We start from the raw sequence: 21,225 nt of genomic DNA, 5'->3' as shown, positions 1-21,225 counted from the left end.
TCGCAATGTCACATTAAATCGCCATATTCCGCATATTGGCTTTTTGTAGGTGAAGGTACGTACCACTAAGTATGGGTGTTGCTTTTACCTGAGAAGGTGCCCGGTGTTCTGTCCGTGTTTCGACGAGCATTCGGTCCGTTTGATGTGAACATGGAGACAGGCATTTGCCCATGGCCAACCACACTGCAAGCCTCGTCCTGGATGACGAGGATTTTCTTCCCGCGCATGGCAAGGAGGCTGCTGATTCGCCATTTCGCCTGGCCGCACTGGACGCCCAGGCAAGCGGGCTGCTGCCAAGAACGATCATATTGATAGCGCTGCTTTCAATTGTCGTTCATGGCGTGTTGCTTTGGTGGGGCTATCAGTCCGATGAGCCCATCACACCGGCACAACCGCAAGAGATGTCCATCGAATTTGCCGCTGAGGCTTGGCCAGCGCCTGCGCCGCCTCCCGAGCCTGCCCCTGAGCCAGAGCCTATAGAGCAACCAGTGCAGTCACCTGTTCGAGAGGACGCCGAGGCTGTGGCACCCCTTCCCAAGCCTGCGCCGGTGAAAGCAAAGCCAGCAAGGCCTAAACCCGTGCCAACCCAGAAGCGTGTCGAACCCACGCAGTCCTCAGCGCCTGCCGCAACTCCAAGCGCAGCGCCAGCTCCAAACCCGACGCACGAACCGGCATCTTTGAAGGAAACTGCCGCTGTCTCCGGCGTTGCAGGACTTGGCAACCCGGCACCGCCTTATCCGCAGATGGCCTTGCGCCGTTTATGGGAGGGCAGGGTGGAGTTGCGTATCAACGTCACTGCGCAAGGCCGCGCGGCTTCGGTGAGTGTTACTCGCTCCAGTGGCCATGAGTTGCTGGACGACGCGGCCGTCGAAACCGTGCGCACCTGGAAGTTTTTACCGGCAAAACATGGGGACACGCCAGTTTCCGGCACAGCGACCCAGGTCATCGACTTCAAGTTGCCCAAGTGATCCTGAATCATTCATTCCAGTGGCCATGAGTTGCTGGACGACGCGGCCGTCGAAACCGTGCGCACCTGGAAGTTTTTACCGGCAAAACATGGGGACACGCCAGTTTCCGGCACAGCGACCCAGGTCATCGACTTCAAGTTGCCCAAGTGATCCTGAATCATTCATTCAAGAGGAAACCTACATGCTCGACTCATTGACTCCGCTGATCGTCCCCGCTGTTCTGTGGGCTCTGATCGCATTTTCCGTTGTCACCTGGGCGCTGTTGATGATCAAGATGGTGCAGTTTGGCAGACAGAAAAGTGAAAACCGACGTTTTTTACACGCGTTCTGGACTTCGCCTGATCTATCTTCTGCGGTGAAGCATGCCGGCCAGTTGCCAGGCGGCCTGGCGCGCATCGCCGCCTCGGGTGTCGACGCCATGATCCTTGAAGAGAACTCGCGCAGCGCTCTGGCGCAGTCCATCGACCGTTCCGAACGTGTCGAAAGGCATCTGAGACAGCAGATCCAGAAAGAGCGTCGGCACCTTGAGGCCGGGCTTGCGGTGCTTGCCAGTATTGGCAGCACGTCGCCCTTCATTGGTCTATTCGGGACCGTGTGGGGAATCATGAATGCCTTGCAGGTCATCGGCCAGACCGGTTCCGCAAGTCTTGAGACAGTTGCCGGGCCCATCGGCCATGCTTTGCTAGCAACCGGGGTGGGCATCGCGGTCGCCGTGCCAGCAGTGCTTGTCTACAACTTTTTCCTGCGGCGGCTGAAGCTGTCCATCGCTTACATGGATGACTTTGCCCATGACTTTTACAGCCTGGCCCAACGCAGTGTGTTCACCATCAGCCAGCAGCCGATCGTGAAGAACACCAAAATCTTCAAGGAGGCGAGCTGAAATGGCCTTCTCGACTCAGGACAGTGACGAAGTACTCAGTGAGATGAATGTGACGCCCCTGGTGGACGTGATGCTGGTGCTGTTGGTGGTGTTCATGGTCACTGCGCCGCTGATGACCAATTCCATCAAGGTTTCGTTGCCCAAAACCGATGCTGTGTCTCCTTTGAAGCAAAAGGACCCGGTGACGGTGAGTGTCGACCACGACGGCAAGCTGTTTCTCGACAACGATGAGATCGAGCCCGGACTACTGGAAGCGCGGCTGGCAACGATCAAGTCTGCTGATAGCGAGACCCGGGTACGTTTGCAGGCCGATACTGCGGTGAATTACGGCGCAGTGGCCAAGGCCATGGCCTCTATCGAGCGCGCGGGTATCACCAGAGTTGCCATGGTGACAGCGCGATGAGCCGCGACATGATCAAGCCCGGCCCTTTGTTTGCCGAGCGCTCGGATCGGTCATCGGACCTTCTCACGCTGGGCGATCCCTGCGTCGATATCTACTTTGCGACCCATCAGGTTCCGGTTTCTGGTGAAAAGCGCCTGGGGCAAATGCTCGGCTGCTTTGCGGGCGGCACCGAGTCGAATATGGCCTGTGCGGCCAGTCGCCTCGGGCTGACGGTAAGCGTCTGCGGTCGGGTGGGGGACGATATTTACGCCGCCATGCTGCTGGCCGAGTTTTCCCGTTTTGGTGTGAGCACTGCCCATGTGACACGTACGCCTGGTGCGACCAGTGCTTCGGCGCTGATCATGGTGCCGCCTGACGGTGAGAAGGCCCTTGTCTACAGTGCCATGACCGCGCCGCTACCCCCGGCCGTTGACATGCTCGGGCTGCTTGAACAGAGCCGGGCTTTCTACAGTGCACCTTATGACCTTGCGCGCTTTTTGCTGCAGGCCGAAGCGGCCAAAGGTTTTGGCACCGATGTGATCATCGATATCGAAGCGGCGATGGCCCCGGACACCACGACTTTCCATACGCTGCTCGGCGGCGCGGACGTGGTGTTCATCAACAGCGACAGCTTCCGTGAGCTGACCGCGAAACCGCTTTCCATTGAGGTGTTGCACGGCTTACTCGACTGCGGACCACGCCTGCTGATTGTGACACTGGGTGTCGATGGCGCGGTGGCCGTTAGCCGTACTGAAAGTTGTTGGCACACGGGCTTCCCGGAAACAGCCGTGGACAGCACCGGTGCAGGCGACTGTTTTGCTGGGGCATTTCTTGCCTGTGCGATGCAGGGCGGCACGTTGGCCGAGTCCCTGAATTTTGCCTGTGCGGCGGCGTCTTTCGCCGTGCAGGACTTTGGCGCGCGCAGCGGCTATCCCCTGCGCGCCGACGTCGTGAGCCGATTACGTTCGGCCGACCTTCAACAATTTCCAACAAGCGAATGCTGAGCGATACGGACTATTTATGAGCAATCCTGAATTTCTGGCTCCGGCCTTCATCACATTCACCGGCGTTGACAGCGACGCGCTGATTCCCGGCATGCGTGCGCTTGCGGAGCAGTACCCGATCGAATGGGGAGTGCTGATCGACCCGGCGCAACTCGACAATGCGCTCTTTCCGGATGCCGAGACCGTTAATCGCATACGGTGCGGCGGTTTGCGATTGTCGGCTCACGTCTGTGGCGTGCCAGCGGCACTGATCGCCAATGGCGGCGAACCGGACCTGAGCCTGGATGGATTCTCCCGGCTACAGATTAATCATGGTTTCAGCGGCAGTAACGGCCAGCAGATCGAGCACTGTATGCGTTTCGCTTCCCGCCAAGGCATGCGGGCGGCCCTGCAATGTCAGGCTGCGTTCCCTGAGGAGCCCGGTGTTGACTGGCTTTACGATGTGTCATTCGGCACGGGCATGCAGCCGGGGCAGTGGATTTCGCTCAAGGGGGATATTCCGTTCTGTGGCTATTCCGGCGGCCTCAATCCGCAGAATGTGCGCAGTGTGCTGAAACAACTCGATCTGGGGTGCGGCAGTGCGTACTGGATCGATATGGAGTCGGGCGTGCGCACCAATGGCCGGTTCGACCTGGCCAAATGTGAAGCCGTGTGTCGCGCGGTATACGGGCCTCTAGCGGTTGAACTACCCAAGGTGGCGATGTGAATCGCGAGCCTGCCAGTGGCATGCCGTGTGCGCCTCGTATTACGGCGTGGCGCGGTTATTTTCGCCTGGCGGAGCAGGGCACCTCTGCGCGACGCGAACTTCTGGCAGGCCTGACCACCTTCGCCACAATGGCTTACATCGTTGTGCTCAACCCGGCCATTTTGGCGCCTACCGGTATTGCCCAGGCGGATCTGCTGTGGGCGACGGTGATCGCGACTGTGGTTGGCACGCTGCTCATGGGCCTATGGGCCAACCTGCCCATCGGTCTGGCGCCGGGAATGGGCAGCAACGTCGTATTCGCCCAGATACTGGTGAGCAAAATGGGCGTGTCCTGGCAGATTGGCCTGGCCATGGTGTTGTGCAATGGCCTGCTGTTTTTTCTGCTTTCGATGAGCCGCTGGCGCCAACGCATCATCGAGGGTTTTCCCGAGCCCATAAAACGGGGTATCGGCTTGTCCATCGGCGGTTTTATCGCCTGGCTTGGCTTGAGTAACTGTGGGCTCATCCACAGTCTGCAAGGCGGCGGGATAACCATCGTACCTTTCGGTCAGCCGGGGCAGCTACTGGCGTTGGCAGGGCTGCTGCTGGCGCCTCTGCTGATGGCCTTGCGCGTGCCCTGTGCCCTGCTGATGGCAATCGTCGCGGTCACTGTGGCTGGCCTGTTCGTGCCCGGTAGCGACGGCACGCCTTTGACCGCGACGCCACTAGCCTTGTTCGCGCTGCCGCCGTTCAACCCGCAGATGCTCTTTGCCTTCGACCTGAAAGGCTTCTTTGCTCACTTTTCGCTGTTACTGCCGGTGACTTTGTATTTCCTCATTTCCGAATTTTTTTCCGGTACCGCCACCTTATTCGCTGTCACCCGACGAGCTCATCTGCAAGCACCGGGGCAGGACATTCCCAATGCCCGCGCTGCGTTTTCCAGCGATGCGCTGAGCAGCATGATCGGTGCCGCGGTGGGAACGACGACAGTGACCGCCTACGTGGAGTCAATCGCAGGCGTGGAAGCCGGAGGCCGTACGGGGCTGACAGCGCTAGTGGTGGCGGGGCTGTTTGCCGTATCGATTCAATTCTGGCCACTGATCCATTGCGTCCCGGCACAGGCCAGTGCCGTCGCCTTGGTGATGGTGGGCTTTTTGATGCTCAAGTCCATTGGCGACCTGGATTTTACTCAGGCAGAAACGGCGATTCCGCCTTTGTTGATGTTGTTGGTAACCCTGGTCACCACAGACTTGATGGTGGGCATGGCCATGGGCTGTTTTATCTACACCTTGATCGTGCTCGCGCGGCGGCAGTGGGCGCGATTGACGGTGATTCTGATCGGGCTGGACGGGGTGTTCGCCTTTTATCTGTGGGTGAAGGACGCGCTCTGACGTGCAGTAACCGTTTTTTGTAATCGGCTTTATTCATGACAGCGGCACATCCCGACTTTGCTGTTACGGGTTTCTGCGCCTCGTGAAAAGCCATAACCACTCATTGTTCGACATTCGTTGGGAGACAGGACATGGCTTATCAGGCAGGTAAATCGAAGCAGACGTTGTGTTGGGCTGGCGCTCTGTGTGCGGGATTGAGCGGTTTCGCGCTCACACCTCTGGCCCAGGCAGCCAGTGAGAAGGCCAGTGGCGAGGCGGTGGTCCTGCCGGATATTCAGGTATCGGCATCCTCGTCGGCCAGTAACGATGCCCCGGTGAAGTCGCTACGGCGAGTGACCGCCAATGGCGCATTGGGCAGCACGGCAGAGATCGACACCCCGTTCTCGTTGAAAACAGTCGATGCTCAAGATATTCGCGAGCACCAGGCGTCGAGTATCGACGAAGCGCTGGCTGGGGACAGCTCGGTGCGCCAGACCGCTGGCGCCGTTGCCGGTGTCGTTTCCTATGTATCGGTGCGTGGTCTGCTGCTTGACCAGGTCAACGGCTATAAGGTCGACGGACTGAGCTACATCAATCGCGCGGAACTGCCGCTCGAGATGGTCGATCAGGTGCAGGTACTAAAGGGACTATCGGGCTTCATGTATGGCTTTGGTTCACCGGGCGGCGTGGTCAACTACCAACTCAAGCGGCCAACCGACACCCCTGTGCTCGACTTCGGCGCGCGCTACAAGTCCGACGGCGTGTTCTCGGAAAGCGTTGATAACGGCGGCCGCTTCGGCCCCGAGCAGCGTTTTGGCTACCGCATCAATGCCATACACGAGGGCGGTGACACTTATGTCGATGGAGGTCATGTGCGCCGCGATTCCGGCTCCCTGGCGCTGGATGCCCGTTTGACGGACAGCCTCACCTGGGACTTCGATGCACTGCAATCGACGCGCCTGGCCAAGGGCGTTTACTACGGGATTTTTCCGGGCGCCGGTGTAGACATCCCTCACACCATCTCCGGTGATAGCAAGCTCGCTGAAGACGGCTCGTATTTCCGTACGAGGACGTCCCTGGCCACAACCGGCTTCAAGTGGGAACTGTCGCCGGAATGGACGGCCAATTTACATTACCGCTATGGCGAGCAATACACCGGCTGGCGCGAAGGTAGCCTAAACCTGCTCAATAACAACGGCAGCTACCGGATTGCTCAGTCGGCGCAGCTGGAAACCTTTACCTCGGGCCAGTTGCAGGGCTCGCTGGAGGGCAGTTTCCAGACCGGGCCGTTCTATCACAAGCTTGTGGTTGGGGCATCGTCCCTGGATATCCTGCAGCGGCGCGATGCCAATGCGGCCAGTGCGACCATCAACGGTGGCAACCTCTACGACCCGGTGGATCTGTCGGGTTACTCCACCAGTACCGCAGGGCACAACCGTCATCGATTCCTCGATATCGATGAGGACGCCGCCTTTGTCGCTGACACCATCGACCTGACCGAGCAGTGGTCGGCCGTCGCAGGCTGGCGCTACACCGATTTCCAGCAGAAAAACTACGACCGCAACACCGGCATACAACTGACCGGTGCTGCGGGTGACTATCAGGAGAAAAAGATCACACCAACCTACGCCCTGATGTATCGCCCCTGGAAAGACACCACAATTTATACCAGCTACGTGGAGTCCCTGGAGAAGGGCGGCGTGGCCAGTATCAGCAACGCCAACTACGGGGAAGTGTTCGCGCCCATCGAAAGCAAACAGTACGAACTTGGGGTCAAGACTCAGGGCCAAGGTTGGAACACCACGGCGGCGCTGTTTCAAATCGACCGGGGAGCGCAGTACACCGACAGCAGCAACGTCTTCCGACAGCAAGGCAATGTTCGCTACAAGGGCGCCGAGCTGGGCGGCGAGGTCAGTCTGGCCAACGAATGGACGCTCTCGGCCAATGCTCTGTGGCTTGATTCGAAATACCACGGCGTGCCGGGCCTGGAAGGCAACAACGCGGCGGGAGTATCCGATTTCCAGGCTGCGAGCCGGATTCGCTATGCCCCCGGTGCTTTGCAGGGTTGGGCGTTCAACCTCGGCGCCAACTACTACTCGGACTACGACTTCAATGCCGCTAATACCCTCAAGGTCGATGGCTATACCCTGTTTGATGTCGGCGCCCAGTATCAGACCAAGCTGTTCGGAAAGAAAACGACCCTCAATGCCGTGGTCAATAACCTGACCGATGCGCATTACTGGGTGACCTACAGCTCATCCTCGCCGAGCCTGCTGCAGGGTGCGCCGCGCAACGTGGTGCTGAGCGTAAACCTGGAGACCTTCTGATGCGCGCCCGCGGTGTGTTTACAGCGCTATTGCTGGGGGGCGCGCAACTGCTCGCGTCCCCAGCGAGGGCGGCGTCAGGTCCGGAAATCATTGATCTGGTCGACGTGCCGGCAGGTTTGCGCGTAGGCGGTACGGCAGTGGGCGGCCTCTCTGGCCTGGACTATGACGCAGGCCCGGATCGCTGGTATTTCATCACCGACGAGCACTCCAAGGATGGCGCAGGTCGTCTCTACAGCGGGTCGCTGATAAACCACGGCAAGCGCTATGAGCTGAAGCTGAATGCATCCTGGCCGTTAAGCGACTGTAAAGGCCAGCGCTATGTACCGCTGAGCCAGGACGGCCCGGTTTCCGATGGTGAGGCCGTGCGCGTGGACCCGCAAGGCGGGCTGTTGTGGTCCTCGGAAGGCTATTACGCACGCGGCATTGGCCCATCGATCAGTTTTTCCGACATGCACGGCGGCTGCACGGCCGAACTGTCGTTGCCGACGTCATTGCAGCGCGATCCGGCAGACCGGAGCGGCCCGCGCAGCAACAAGTCGTTTGAAGGGCTGACCTTTGATCCGGGAGGCAGTTCGTTCTGGGTATCGGTAGAGGATGCACTGCTGCAGGATGGTCCGCTGTCCAGCCTGCAGCAAGGCGGCCTGACCCGCCTGTCACGGCTGGATCGACAGGGCAATCTGCTGCTGCAGTTCGCTTACCGTCTCGACCCGATCCAGGCGCCGGGCGTGGGCGGTATTGCTGACAACGGCATCAGCGAAATCCTTCTCGATGGTCCCAATGACATGCTGGTGCTGGAGCGATCTGGGGCGAAGAACAAGGTGGGCGCGTTCGATTTTCGCTGTCGGCTGTACCGGGTCTCCTTGAAGGGCGGTTCAGACACCTCTGGCATTAGCCGCCTGTCTGAGGCGCAGGTCAAGCCGTTGAGGAAGACATTAGTCTTCGACTTCGGTCGACAGCTGTCACTGCGGCCCTATAACTTCGAAGGCATGGCCTGGGGGCCGCGCTCGCCGGATGGGCGGCGATTGCTGGTAATGGTATCCGACAACGGTTTCGAGACGGTCAATACCAAGGTGCTGTTGTTGGCCGTGCCCTGAGCCGGCGAGACAGCCAGTGTCTAGGAGCGATTCATGATGATTCAACGCAACAAGCTGCGTGTATTTCACACTGTGGCGTTGTTAATGATGTTACTGCTCGGCAGCGCGATGGCAGATGCTGCGAGCGCGATGCGCAGGATCATCGTTGATCAGGATGCCTTGGGGCCCGCCGGTTCCAACATCAAATCCCTGCTGATGCTGCTTTACGCGCCGGACGTCGAAGTGCTGGGTTTTACCGTGTCTAGTGGCGATGGTTGGCGCGATGAGAATGTCGCCAGCCTGTTGCGTCTGCTGGAGGTGGTGGGGCGCACTGACGTGCCGGTGTATCCGGGGGCAGTGTTTCCATTAGTGAATAGCGAAGTACGCACCCGCCGTTGGGAAGCCCTTTATGGGCCGCTGGTCTACAAGGGAGCCTGGAGCACGGGCGTGGCAGGCAAACACCCACAGACCCCGTTCGAGATCCCGACCTTTGCCCAAGGATTGCCCCACGCCCGGCCAGCGGGCCAGAGCGCTGCCCAGTTCATGGTGGACATGGTGCGCAAATATCCCGGCGAAGTGACTATCTGGTCCGGTGGCCCCCTAACCAACGTTGCCCTGGCTGCGCGACTCGATCCGCAGTTCGCCACTCAGGCCAAGGAGTTGGTGTTCATGGGCGGCAGTTTTCTGCCCCAGTCTGCGAACAACGCCTTCGCCGACGAATACCGGCAGACACCCCGTCAGGAGTTCAATATGCGTTTTGATCCAGAGGCGGCATCCCTGGTCCTGCACGAACCCTGGCGGCGAATTACTCAGATCCCGGTGGACCCGTCCACACGCACCTTGTGGACCAAGGATGACGACGAAGATATTGCCCGTACCGGATCCGAACTTGGCCGATACCTGAAAAAGTACGACCAGTCGCTCCCCATGTGGGATGAAATTGCCGCAGGGGTTTGGTTGAACCCTTCATTGATCCGGCAGCGAATGACGGTACTGGTCGATATCGATACCAGTTTTACTGCCGGCTACGGCAACACGCTGTCCTGGCTGCAAGGCGAGGGGCCGGGGTTGGGCGAACATGCTGTAGAGGTGATCACTGACGTCGATGTGCCGAGCCTGATGGAGCAGGTGAAGATATTGTTGAAAGCCGCCCGTTGATCTGGGATGCAATCTGTTAGCTTGCCCTGACTGACTACGCCAAACCAGCGACATGCCGCAACGCTGAGTGCCGTTGCGATGAAAATCAACGCCAGCGGCAATGCTGCCCCGACCACGAAACTTGCGGCTTAGGCGAGGGCGGCCTGTAGCGGTTTGGCGGTGAGTACTTCGCTGATGCCCAGTTCGTTCCAGGTGTGAGAGTCTAGGGCGTCATGGGCAATCAATGGTCGGCCGCTTTATGCGCCAGTTCGTGCGATACGCCGCGAGCATGGCAGCGTTTGGCTCAGGCGGCGCAAGCGACTGGGCGAATAGGCTAAAGAATTACGCCGGCTGGAACCTGGGTGAGCGAAGGCTTGTGAAGCTTGAGAGTCCAGCCTTTGACCGATTGCTGCTTCTCGCGAAGGTCCTAAACCGACCCAGGCTGTGTGAAAACTCCCGCAATTGTCTAATCTTCTGATCGTCGAGATCGTAGCGGGGGCGATCATGAAGCGATTTATTGAAGGTGAGGTCCGGACGCAAGTAACTCTGCTGCCGGAGTGCCTGGACGATTACGTAACCGAAGAAAATCCAGTCCGAGTGGTCGACGTTTTCGTCGATGAACTCGACTTGGGGGCACTTGGATTTGAAGGTGTTGATCCTGCTGCAACGGGGCGTCCGGCCTACCATCCCGCGGTCTTGCTGAAGATCTATATCTAGGGCTATCCAATCGGATTCAGTCCAGCCGTCGACTAGAGCGTGAGGCCGAGCGCAACGTCGAGTTGATGTGGCTGACAGGGCGTTTGGCCCCGGACTTCAAAACCATTGCCGACTTTCGCAAGGACAACGGCAAAGCCATTCGCAGCGTCTGCCGGCAATTCGTAGTGCTTTGCCGCAACCTCAATCTCTTCTCCCAATCAATCATCGCCATCGACGGCAGCAAATTCAAAGCCGTGAACAACCGCGACCGTAATTTCACTCAGGGCAAAGTGAAGGCACGCATGCAGCAGATCGAGCAGAGCATCGATCGATATCTGGCGGCAATGGATTCGGCGGATCGGGCAACGCCCGAAGTAGCCGAAGCCAAGGCTGAGCGCCTGAAAGAGAAAATCGAAACACTGAAAAAGCAAATGCAGAAACTCAAGGACATCGAGGCACAGCTTCACGACAGTCCAGACCAACAAATCTCTCTTACCGATCCAGATGCACGCTCAATGGCCACGAGTGGCCGAGGCACCGGAACGGTTGGCTACAACGTCCAAACAGCGGTCGACGACAAATACCATCTGATCATCGCCCACGAGGTGACTAACGTAGGCAATGATCGTGGGCAGTTGAGCAATATGGCGAACCAGGCGTGTGAAGAAATCGAGGCTGAGTCGCTTACGGTGGTGGCCGACCAAGGTTATTACAAAGGTCTGGAAATCCTTGCATGCGAGCAGGCTGGCATCACCACCTTCGTACCGAAACCCCTGACATCGGGCAGCAAAGCGGAAGGCCGTTTTGATAAGCAGGACTTCATCTACGTTGCAGCATCGGACGCGTATCGATGCCCTGCGGGACAGTTGCTGACCCGACGGCACTCTTCAGTGGAAGACGGCATGTTATTGCATTGTTACTACTTCTCGGGGTGCCAATCCTGCTCAATGCAGAAGCAGTGTACGACCGGTAAGGAGCGCCGGGTAAAGCGCTGGGAGCATGAAGCCGTCGTCGATGCGATGCAGGCTCGGCTGGAACATGATCCAACGATGATGAGGCGTCGCCGACAGACCGTTGAACATCCTTTTGGAACGCTCAAATACTGGATGGGAAGCACCCACTTCCTGACCAAAACCCTGCCGAGGGTAAGCACAGAGATGAGCCTTCATGTGCTGGCCTACAACCTCAAACGAATGATGAGCATCTTCGGCATCACAGGGCTGCTGGAAGCAATCAAGGCGTGAATCCGGTCGCTTGATCGTCCGTGTACAACTGTTTGGGCCGCTGGCGCGGCCCAAACAGCATTTACGAACGCCTATGTAGCTGACTAGGGCAATTCGCGCTTCCATCTGCTGGTTTCGCAGGCAACGCCCGTAGCCCTCAGCTTTCGATGTATTTAGTGCGTTTTCACACAGCCTGGCCAAAAGCGGCTTCCGATCAACAATGGGATTGACGTCTGGCAATACTTACGCCGAAGTGTTGATGGTGGCGCAGAAGGGCGCCAATCTGATCTTGCGGGAAGCCTGAATGCATTAGATATTTATCAAAAAGTTTGGCTCTAATGCGGGAAAGAATTACCCGCTAATAGTCCATAGGAAGTGAGTTCCCCACCGACGCTTGTAAAATCAGGGTTTGACCCAATTCAATGTGGCACTCTGCTTCGCTGAGTCTGCGCTATCACGCGCTAGCGCCTAGTTCCACAGGGGCCAAAACGATGAACACGACGAATTGGTATTCTGGCTGATCTCCATAATTATTCACGGCGTAAAATGCATTGCAGAGGGCGCGCCCATAGCCGCTAGCTGATACAGAACCTGCTGATGCGCGAAGTGGACATTTTGCTGACCCGGCAATTGCCAGATCATCCGGGGCTGAAGGCATAGGCATTGGCATCGGGGGCGGTGCCACTGGCGCCGAAAGGTTATTGGCCGGAGGAAGACGTCGGACAGCCGTTGCCGCTGATGGCGTTGGCCGGTGCTCCGCTGATCGGGTTGTCCAGCGACGACCCGCTGGCCGCCCGCCTCGACAGCATCTGGAAGCCGTCGAGCCAACGCCACGGGTGCGGATCTCCGTGCAGACTTACTCACTGGCGCAGGCGATGGCGGAATCCGGTGCCGGTGTGGCGGTGATCGACCCGTGTACGGCACTCGGTGCTTCGCCCACCACCACCGTTATTCGCCCACTGGCGCCGCCATTGCCGATCACGTTGTACGCGGTAACCCGCGCCACTGAACCGCCACCCCACGCTTTGAGTGAAATGTTGCTTATATTTCGCCGTCGGGCTTATGAGCAACTCGATCGCCCAATCCTTGCGTTGTCGATGAGCAGCGTTACTTTGGGGAGTTAGGTAGATGCATGATGAGCGCCAAATTAAATAATTATCTAAGTCGTTTGCCGACCTGGCAGTGTTTTGGTATTTGATGGGCGGATAATGTTTTGTGGGCTGCTAATTTAACCAAAATGAAAGGGTATAGCTATCCGTGTGGTTGACGTTGTTGTGAAGCGCGCTAGTATTTTAAGCTATAAAAATAGCTCTGTTTTGTCGATTAAAAATTGTGTAAGGGAAGGGTTTTAGGTGATTTCACGCTGCCGAGGGCGTTTTTACTATGATGAATTTATATGGGTTGGTAATTTTTTATACGAGTGATCCTAGAAATTGCCAAATGCCTTAAATTTTTTTTTGATGTGCTTGGTCTGTTAGAAGCTTTTTGAGTTTTTGATGCTATGCGTGTCGAAGAGTGCCTGTGTTCCGATAATGGATTGCTGGCGCGTATTAATAATGGCGCGTGATGTGGTAAAAGTTGTTCGCCATTTTTCTAAACTATCCACTTAAGCCAAAAAAGGATGTTTAGAATGAATGCGTATTTAGTTGATGCATTAAGAGAAATCATGCAGGCGCTTCAAAAGCGTCTTGAGGTTCATGAAGGGGATGTCGTGGCTCTATTTCGACGTGTGGAGACCGGCGAGTTGAGGATGCCTGAAGTACTTAGCTTTCAGGAGATAGAATATGCTCTGGCGTTGTTTGGCTGGGTTGCAAGTGTCGGGCCTCGGAAGATTTTGGTAAATATTCAGCCTTTATTGCTCAAGCCGAAAACTTTAAATGGAGATATAGCGTTAGGTGTGTTTTTTAATGATCCAGCCTTTGCGGGAAGTCCTCCGATACCTTGTGATTGCATCGATAAGCGAACCTTGATCAGGTTGACGGTTTTAATTGTGAGCTACATTTTTTATGACGAATTTCATTACCCGCAGCCAGAGGCAGGTGTTTATGATATTGCGGTTAACCCATTTCAAAAGTTGAAATGGCTGTATCGGTATTGGTTCAATCAGCTTGAAGTCGCAGAGAAGTATTCAGGCTTGGAGGCCGTGTTCTCGGCCCAGAATCTTCATCATTTATCCATTAAAGTACCTGAAGTAACTGGTTTAGCTAGTCTCTCCATCTCATGCGCAGGAGATCTGCTAGCTGTCGATGCTTTGACGCCAGAAAATACATCGCATCTGTTCGATGATATTGTGGATTTCTACAGTACAACTGATATTGTTAGTGCAAATTTGGAATCAACTGTTGATGATAGCAAAGAGGTGGGGCGTACTCAGTCGTCAGGGCAACCTGCTCAAATGAATACATCCAAAAAAATGTTTAATAAGTTCATCGCTGAAGCTAAAATCAACTTCTTTAGCACTGCGACAAATCATTCGATGGATTGGGGTGATGATAGTGTTGTTGCTACTCTCGATGTTCTAAAGAAATCTAAAGCTCTCTACGCAGGTACAGCCGCGAGCAAGGCAGAGCAGGATGATATTGTTATTTATGAAAAAAATGGCATACGTGTTGCCCTATTGTCTTTCACGATGGATCTGAACGGTTACAAGACTCCGATCGACAAGTCTTACCTCGTCAATGAGGTTCGATTTAACGATGTAGATCCCGCTCCCGATTACTCGCTAATAAAACGACAGGTCAAAGAGGCTAAAGATAAAGGTGTAAATTGGATCATCGCCTACTGTCACTGGGGATGGGAGTTCGAGATGTACCCACATGTCAATGTACGGCAGGCGGCACATGACATTATTGAATGTGGAGTTGACACGATTCTCGGCAATCATGCACATGTCAGTCAGCCCTCTGAACTAATTTCTCGTGCAGATAAACAAGATGCGTTGGTCGTATACAGCTTCGGCGATTTCGTGAGTTACCATCCGGAAAGTCGAAATTCAAAAATCTCCTATATTATAAAGTTTGATATTGTGGAGGTGAAGCTCGCGCTTCCCGATGTGCATGACTCCGAGACGAAGGGTATCTGTCTTAATACTTATGAGCTGCTTGGGCTCGATGCGTTGCCAATCTATATTGTCAATGAAAAGCTGGCTGATGGTCGCTTTAACTGTCGAGTTGTTAAGTTCTACGATGTTTTAGAGAACCCGGATGGCTACGGTCTCACTGAAATGGAAAAAACTCAGCTGCCGCATCTGCGTGACAAAGTTTGGAAGGATATTTTGTCACCGCTATCAAGTATTTCTAGGCAGACCCGCTAATCGTCAGTGCAGCATGTCAAGGTGGTTATCTCCTCATGGAGTCATGAGAGTTTCCTAGAACATACTGTGAATCAGAATAGAAACTAAATGGATATCGTGGTCAGTAAATCTGGATGTCAATACCGTCCTCGGTCCCAAAGGTTAAGGTCGGCTACAAAAAGGGCACTCTGAAGTAGGCACGTATTTTCAGCGGACTTTAGCTGGCACCAATTATCGAGCCTGGGCTTAGCGCTATCAGTCTTGGACATGGCTTTGTAAGAGATCGTTGAAAGTCTGAAACATCGCTCGACTGTAGGATTGGAACTGCTCTGCGTGCAGTCCGGTGCAGCGGAGAATTTGACCGTGTGCCTGCTCCCTCGCGTTTTGCTATAGGTATCACTTTTTTTCAGAGGCCGACACTGAACTCGCTGCTTACCATGCAAGCGCCCCCTCAATGGGGGTATCGCTTTCCACGAACTGCAAGTTCAAGGCGCAGAACACTATGAAAAAAATAATAACCGGCGTCGCGAGCTTTGGGCTTCGCTCACTGCCGATGGCAATTAACCTAGCACTCCTCACGACTAGCGTTGAGGCAGCGACTTTCAGCATCGGTGAAATCGAGGGGCGTTTCGATTCCACTCTGTCGATAGGAGCGAGTTGGGCGATGGATAGCCCGGATCGTTCGCTCATCGGCACCCGCAACGGCGGCACTGCTTCCACCCAGACGTCCGATGACGGCCGCCTGAATTTCAAAAAAGGTGATACTTTCTCGAAGATCTTCAAAGGAGTGCACGATCTGGAACTCAAGTACGGCGATACCGGCGTTTTCGTGCGCGGTAAGTACTGGTACGACTTCGAGCTCAAGGACGAAAACCTTCCGCTTTACAGCATCGATGACAGCCACCGAGACAATGCGGCCAAGTCCTCGGGTGTGCAGCTCCTGGACGCTTTCGTATACCACAATTACAGCATCCGCGACCGGTGCGCGCCGGCCGACAAGTAGTCAGTTGGGGTGAAAGCACCTTTATCCAGAACGGTATCAACAGCATCAACCCGGTGGATGTATCCGCGCTGCGCCGCCCCGGATCAGAGGTCAAGGAAGCTCTAATACCGGTCAACATGCTCTATTTCAACCAAGGCGTGACAGACAATCTGTCGATCGAGACGTTTTACCAGTTGCAGTGGGAAAAGAGCGTTTCTGATAACTGTGGAACCTTCTTCAGCAGCGATGTTGTGGCCAAGGGGTGCGACATCAACATGGCAATCAACGGCAGCGACTTCGACCGCAATATCGACGGTACCGGTGTGCTTGGTGGCTATGGTTATGTACCTCGACTGTCGGAAAAGGACCCGCGCAACAGCGGCCAGTTCGGCGTGGCACTGCATTGGATCGCGTCCGATCTCAACGACACCGATTTCGGCTTCTACGCCATGAACTATCACAGTCGCACACCGACCAGCACTTGGGCGGTGGGGCGTGGTGCATTCGCCGACCCGGTCGGTGGACTAGCAGGGCGGGGTGGTGCCAGTACGGCACGCTACTACCTTGAGTATCCGGAAGATATCCGACTGTACGGTCTGAGTTTCAGCACAACTATCGGCGCCACCGCAGTGGCAGGCGAGATCAGCTACCGGCCGAATATGCCACTGTCGCTGAATGCCAGTGATGTATCAGCAGCTGCGACCTTGGGCGCGGCCGCCACCAACCCGCGTGTCAATGCCGGACTGCCAATCTTCCAGACTGGTTTCGCCAGTTCCGCGTACGGATCGTTAATCAACGGCTATGTGCGCAAGCCTTTTACTCAGGCTCAGGTCACGCTTACCCGGACCATTGATCAACTGACATTCATCGGTGCAGATCGACTGGCCCTGATAAGCGAGTTTGGTTACAGCCACATCTCAAACCTTGGATCCGCCGATGGGTCTGACCTGCGCTTCGGACGCAGCAGTATTTTCGGAAACGGTGAGCTGTCGCAGGCCGGTAGTGCGCCTTTGCTCGGAGGCATATCCGGCAACAATCTTTGCCGTCTAGTTGCCAATTCTGCCAATCCTGACCAATGCACAAGCAAAGGTTTTTACACCGCTGACTCCTGGGGTTACCGGTTGCGCGCCGGGTTGGAGTACAGCGACTTGATTGGCGGGGTAGTACTGCGTCCGAACCTGTCCTTTTCCCACGACGTGAAGGGCTTTGGTCCGACCTTCAACGAAGGCGACAAGTCAGTGAGCGTTGGCCTGGATGCCGAGTACATGAGTCGCTATACCTTGGCCATCAGTTACACCGATTTCTTCGGTGGTGACTTTAACACTAATACTGATCGCGACTTTCTCGCCGTCAGTATGGGCGCGAGCTTCTGACATCCCTTTAATTTTGGAGTTAGACCATGATTTGCAAATCGTTGATCCACATCAGCTGTCTGGCCCTGACTCTATTGGGGGGACAGTTGATGGCTGCAGTATCCGAACAGGAAGCTGCGCGGTTGGGGAATGATCTTACCCCCATCGGCGCCGAAAAAGCCGGTAACGCCGACAGCAGCATTCCCGCCTGGAACGGCGGCCTGGCGCCTAGCGCGGGCACGGTAGATGCCGGTGGATTCATTTCCGATCCTTATGTCGATGAAAAACCGCTGTTTGTTATCAGCGCGCAGAACGTCGAACAATACAAAGCGCGGCTGACACCTGGTCAGTTGGCTATGTTCAAAAGATTCCCGGAAACCTATCGCATCCCAGTGTACCCAACCCACCGCAGCGTCACTCTACCGCCGAAGGTGTTTGCCGCCGTGAAGGAAAATGCTACCCGGACTACTCTCGCCGAAGATGGCAATGGGCTCAAGGATTTCAAGATTTCGATTCCTTTCCCGATTCCAAAGACTGGTCTGGAAGTAATCTGGAACCATATCACTCGGTACCGGGGCGACACGATCCTGCGTAACACTGCGCAGATGAACCCTCAGGAAAACGGCGCTTACACCATCAGTATGATGAAGGAGCAGTTCGCGTTCCCGTTCGGATTAAAGGATTATGATCCGCAGAAAATGGCGAACATCCTGTTCTATTTCCGGCAGGAAATCCTTTCGCCACCGCGTCGGGCCGGCACGGTGATGTTGGTGCTTGAAACGCTTGACCAAGTTGCCGAACCGCGTATGGCCTGGATATACAACGCCGGCCAGCGTCGGGTACGTCGTGCACCACAGGTGGGTTACGACAGCCCCGGCGCTGAAGGTATGCGCACCTACGATGATTTCGATATGTTCAACGGTGCGCCGGATCGTTATGACTGGAAGTTGGAGGGTAAGAAAGAGATCTACATTCCTTACAACAGTTATGCGTTGGATTCGCCGAAGCTCAAGTACGACGACATCATTCGTCCGGGGCATCTGAATCCTGACCACACCCGTTACGAATTGCATCGTGTTTGGCATGTGGTGGCAACCCTCAAGCCAGGTCAGCGGCATATCTATAGCAAGCGTGATTTATACATTGACGAGGACAGTTGGCAGATTGCCGAGGCTGATGCATATGATGGGCGCGGTAACCTGTGGCGGGTTTCCGAGGGGTATGCTCGATTCTTCTACGATCAGCAGTTCCCTTGGTTGACAGCGGAGACACACTACGATGTGTTGAATGGTCGCTACACCGTTTCTGGCTTGCGTAACGAGGAGAAGAAGGGCAGCTACGATTTTTCGCTGAACGCGTCGAGCAACGACTTCACCCCAAACGCCTTGCGGGCTACCGGAATACGTTGATGGCCCAAATCCAAAAGGTATGAACTTTAGCGGGGCGCGATGAACCTGGCGCTCAACACCCAGCTAGCCTTCCAGCAAATACTATTAGGAAACCTGTTGATGCGGGCGCGATCTAGTCTCACGGTTCTTTTTATGCTCTAGTTCGCATCCCCACTTTCAGGTGTTTCTTTATGAAGTTGCATCAATTGCGAGCCATGGTCGCCATCTGCGAAAGTGGCAGCATTCAGGAGGCCTCGCGGCTGTTGCATATTTCCCAGCCTGCCCTGTCCAAAAGCATCAAGGAAGTGGGAACTAGGTGTGCCGCTGCTGCTGCGATCGAATCGCGGGATCACCGCGACGTCCTACGGTGAGCACCTGGTCCGCCGGGCTCGGCTGGTGGTGGAGGAGGTTCGACGGGCACGGGACGAAATCGAGACACTCAAGGGCACAATGGACGGTCGTGTGACAATCGGCGTTTCTCCCGTTACACCCAGTCAACAGTTTGCCAGTTGTATCCTCAGCTATCGGAATCGCTACCCGAAGGTACAACTACAGATTTACGAACTGCGTCCGGCCAAATTGCTGGAAGGCTTGCGTGAAGGTCTTTTGGATTTCGCCCTGACATCGCATCCACCAGTGCGCAGCGTTGAAGGTTTTCAGTGGCATGAGCTATACGTCCAGCCCTCTACCTTGGCTGTGCGTAAAGGTCACCCCCTGTCTAAGGCCCGCTCACTGAACGAGCTACTCGATCAAGAGTGGCTTCTTCCCGACGCGTTGGAAAGTTCGCTGGCTGGACGAATGTTTGCGGAATATGGCGTGATGCCGCCAGCACGCATCATGGTCTGCGCATCAGTCGTGTTCTACGCGGAACTGGCAGCCACGACGAACGTCGTAAGCTCTTGGTCCCGTCGAGTGTTTGACTTACCCGTCGTGTCCGGCAATTTGGACATGCTGTCGATCGCTGAGCGCGTACCTGGCACCGATATATCGCTGGTTTGTCGGCCTACGGAATTGATGACCCGGGAAACTCAGTTGCTCGTAAATGACATCATCTATGCATTCAAAAGCCCACAGCACTTGCGCTCGCCGCTTGATAACCAACTTGGATAAGCATTCCTATAGATCATTATCCGGCGCTTAGCGACTGCGGCATCCTGCATGCTTGGTTCATGGAGTAATCCTGTATGCCGTTCTCTCGACGTAACCTCGTGTTGGCATTGTTGATGGCAGTCATGATCATCAGCGTGCTGGATAAGAGCATCTTTGCCTTCGCCGGCGCCCAGATCATTGATGAACTGAAACTCACACCAACGGAGTTTGGCTTCATCGGCAGTGCTTTTTTTTTCCTTTATTCGGTCTCCGGTGTTGCCGTAGGCTTTCTCGCCAACCGCTTTCCCAGTCGCTGGATCTTGGTAGGCATGTCATTGGTCTGGATGCTCTCGCAGTTGCTGGTTAGCGTCAGCAGCGGCTTCGCTGCACTGGTGGTCAGCCGGCTATTGCTCGGCGCCGGTACCGGCCCCGGGACTGCCGTGACGCAGCATGCCTGCTTTAAATGGTTCGGCCCTACGGAGCGGGTGATGCCAGCTTCGCTGATTCAGGTGTCAATCATGCTTGGCGCGGTCCTAGGTGCGATCAGCCTACCTTTCATTATTGCTCAAGTCGGTTGGCGTATTGCCTACCTTGTGCTGGCGCTAGTCGGACTGCTGTGGATGCTTCTGTGGCTGGCATTTGGTCGTGAGGGCAGGCATGTTTCAGAGGTTGCAAGCAGCTGGGGGCAAGCATTACCTGGTTATCGCCGGTTGCTGCTAAACCGGACATTTCTCGGCATTACCTTGCTCGGGTTCATGGGTTTCTTGCCAAATGCGCTGGTCTACAGCTGGGTGCCGGTGTACCTGCAGAAGGGCCTAAGGATGACACCGATGCAATCAGGGTACGTCGTCATGGGCGTCACCTTTACTGTGATTCTGTGCAATCTTGGCGTCTCGGCACTCTCTCAGCGAGCTCTAAAACGTGGTGCTAGTGTACAACGGGCGATGGTGATATTGCCGCTGGCTTGCTGCCTGATCGCCGGCTTGGCATTTCTGCTAATCACCCAAGCTCACGGCCACGTAATAGTCGCTTTAGCGCTGTATGCGATCGGAGCGGTGTTGATCAATGTATTGCCTACTTTCGCTAATACAATTGTTGCTTTCATCGCGCCCAGCGTTCGAAGAGGGTCGATGCTGTCGATCCATATCGGCGGAGTTACCAGCGCCGGCATGCTGGCGCCGTGGTTGGTGGGGCAATTAGTGGCAATGCGCGGGGGGATATCGCATATGGCTTTGAGTCTGCATTGGCACTCATCGGCGTCGGCATCATCATTTTCACCCTGATCGCGTCCTTGCTCGTTCGGCCGCAGCTCACTTGCGAGCAATTCCAGGCCGACGAGTTGCGCCTGCAACCGACGTTGCAGACAACCTGAACTTC

General features: G+C 55.7%; 12 protein-coding genes and 5 pseudogenes. All 17 read left to right on the top strand.

From position 1 onward, the window contains the following. Nucleotides 1–170: 170 nt before the first annotated feature. The 17 genes and pseudogenes from JFU48_RS25585 to JFU48_RS25505 all read left to right on the top strand — a co-directional run bounded on the left by JFU48_RS25585 (nucleotide 171) and on the right by JFU48_RS25505 (nucleotide 21,220). A complete protein-coding gene (locus JFU48_RS25585) occupies nucleotides 171–968 on the top strand; it encodes an energy transducer TonB (RefSeq protein ID WP_207199236.1) in 798 nt (265 codons plus the stop codon). A gap of 6 nt (nucleotides 969–974) precedes the next feature. Next, nucleotides 975–1,118 carry a TonB family protein gene (locus JFU48_RS25580; RefSeq protein ID WP_201138535.1) on the top strand — a complete coding sequence of 48 codons (144 nt, stop codon included), beginning with the start codon at nucleotides 975–977 and terminating at the stop codon, nucleotides 1,116–1,118. Nucleotides 1,119–1,149: 31 nt separating this feature from the next. Then, on the top strand, nucleotides 1,150–1,848 hold the full coding sequence (locus JFU48_RS25575) for a MotA/TolQ/ExbB proton channel family protein (protein WP_201138088.1): 699 nt from the start codon (nucleotides 1,150–1,152) through the stop codon (nucleotides 1,846–1,848). 1 nt (nucleotide 1,849) lies between these two features. Beyond that, nucleotides 1,850–2,251 (top strand): ExbD/TolR family protein, encoded by a 402-nt coding sequence (locus JFU48_RS25570; protein ID WP_201138087.1) that lies wholly within the window; start codon nucleotides 1,850–1,852, stop codon nucleotides 2,249–2,251. Beyond that, a complete protein-coding gene (locus tag JFU48_RS25565) occupies nucleotides 2,248–3,234 on the top strand; it encodes a carbohydrate kinase family protein (protein ID WP_201138086.1) in 987 nt (328 codons plus the stop codon). Before JFU48_RS25570 ends, JFU48_RS25565 begins: the two co-directional genes overlap by 4 nt. A gap of 16 nt (nucleotides 3,235–3,250) precedes the next feature. After that, a complete protein-coding gene (locus JFU48_RS25560; protein WP_201138085.1) occupies nucleotides 3,251–3,940 on the top strand; it encodes a hypothetical protein in 690 nt (229 codons plus the stop codon). Further along, complete coding sequence (locus tag JFU48_RS25555) at nucleotides 3,937–5,310, top strand: solute carrier family 23 protein (protein ID WP_201138084.1); 1,374 nt, start codon at nucleotides 3,937–3,939, stop codon at nucleotides 5,308–5,310. The genes JFU48_RS25560 and JFU48_RS25555 overlap by 4 nt, the downstream gene beginning before the upstream one ends. 131 nt (nucleotides 5,311–5,441) lie before the next feature. Next, on the top strand, nucleotides 5,442–7,616 hold the full coding sequence (locus JFU48_RS25550; RefSeq protein WP_201138083.1) for a TonB-dependent siderophore receptor: 2,175 nt from the start codon (nucleotides 5,442–5,444) through the stop codon (nucleotides 7,614–7,616). Continuing rightward, nucleotides 7,616–8,710, top strand: a complete 1,095-nt coding sequence (locus JFU48_RS25545; protein ID WP_201138082.1) for an esterase-like activity of phytase family protein — start codon at nucleotides 7,616–7,618, stop codon at nucleotides 8,708–8,710. Before JFU48_RS25550 ends, JFU48_RS25545 begins: the two co-directional genes overlap by 1 nt. Before the next feature lie 33 nt (nucleotides 8,711–8,743). Then, nucleotides 8,744–9,847, top strand: a complete 1,104-nt coding sequence (locus JFU48_RS25540; RefSeq protein WP_201138081.1) for a nucleoside hydrolase — start codon at nucleotides 8,744–8,746, stop codon at nucleotides 9,845–9,847. A gap of 483 nt (nucleotides 9,848–10,330) precedes the next feature. Next, nucleotides 10,331–11,766: pseudogene (locus JFU48_RS25535) on the top strand (IS1182 family transposase). Nucleotides 11,767–12,324: 558 nt separating this feature from the next. Further along, a pseudogene (locus JFU48_RS25530) lies at nucleotides 12,325–12,869 on the top strand (LysR substrate-binding domain-containing protein); the annotation flags it as partial. A gap of 506 nt (nucleotides 12,870–13,375) precedes the next feature. Continuing rightward, on the top strand, nucleotides 13,376–15,058 hold the full coding sequence (locus tag JFU48_RS25525; protein ID WP_201138080.1) for a CapA family protein: 1,683 nt from the start codon (nucleotides 13,376–13,378) through the stop codon (nucleotides 15,056–15,058). Nucleotides 15,059–15,590: 532 nt separating this feature from the next. Next, nucleotides 15,591–17,392: pseudogene (locus tag JFU48_RS25520) on the top strand (DUF1302 domain-containing protein). Between the two features lie 26 nt (nucleotides 17,393–17,418). Next, on the top strand, nucleotides 17,419–18,780 hold the full coding sequence (locus JFU48_RS25515; protein WP_201138079.1) for a DUF1329 domain-containing protein: 1,362 nt from the start codon (nucleotides 17,419–17,421) through the stop codon (nucleotides 18,778–18,780). A gap of 170 nt (nucleotides 18,781–18,950) precedes the next feature. Beyond that, a pseudogene (locus JFU48_RS25510) lies at nucleotides 18,951–19,869 on the top strand (LysR substrate-binding domain-containing protein). A 74-nt stretch (nucleotides 19,870–19,943) separates the two neighbouring features. Continuing rightward, a pseudogene (locus JFU48_RS25505) lies at nucleotides 19,944–21,220 on the top strand (MFS transporter). The last annotated feature ends 5 nt before the right edge of the window (nucleotides 21,221–21,225 follow it).

The sequence above is a fragment of the Pseudomonas sp. TH49 genome (assembly GCF_016650625.1).
Taxonomy (GTDB): Bacteria; Pseudomonadota; Gammaproteobacteria; order Pseudomonadales; family Pseudomonadaceae; genus Aquipseudomonas; species Aquipseudomonas fluorescens_H.
This window is presented reverse-complemented; position numbering and strand designations above follow the sequence as displayed.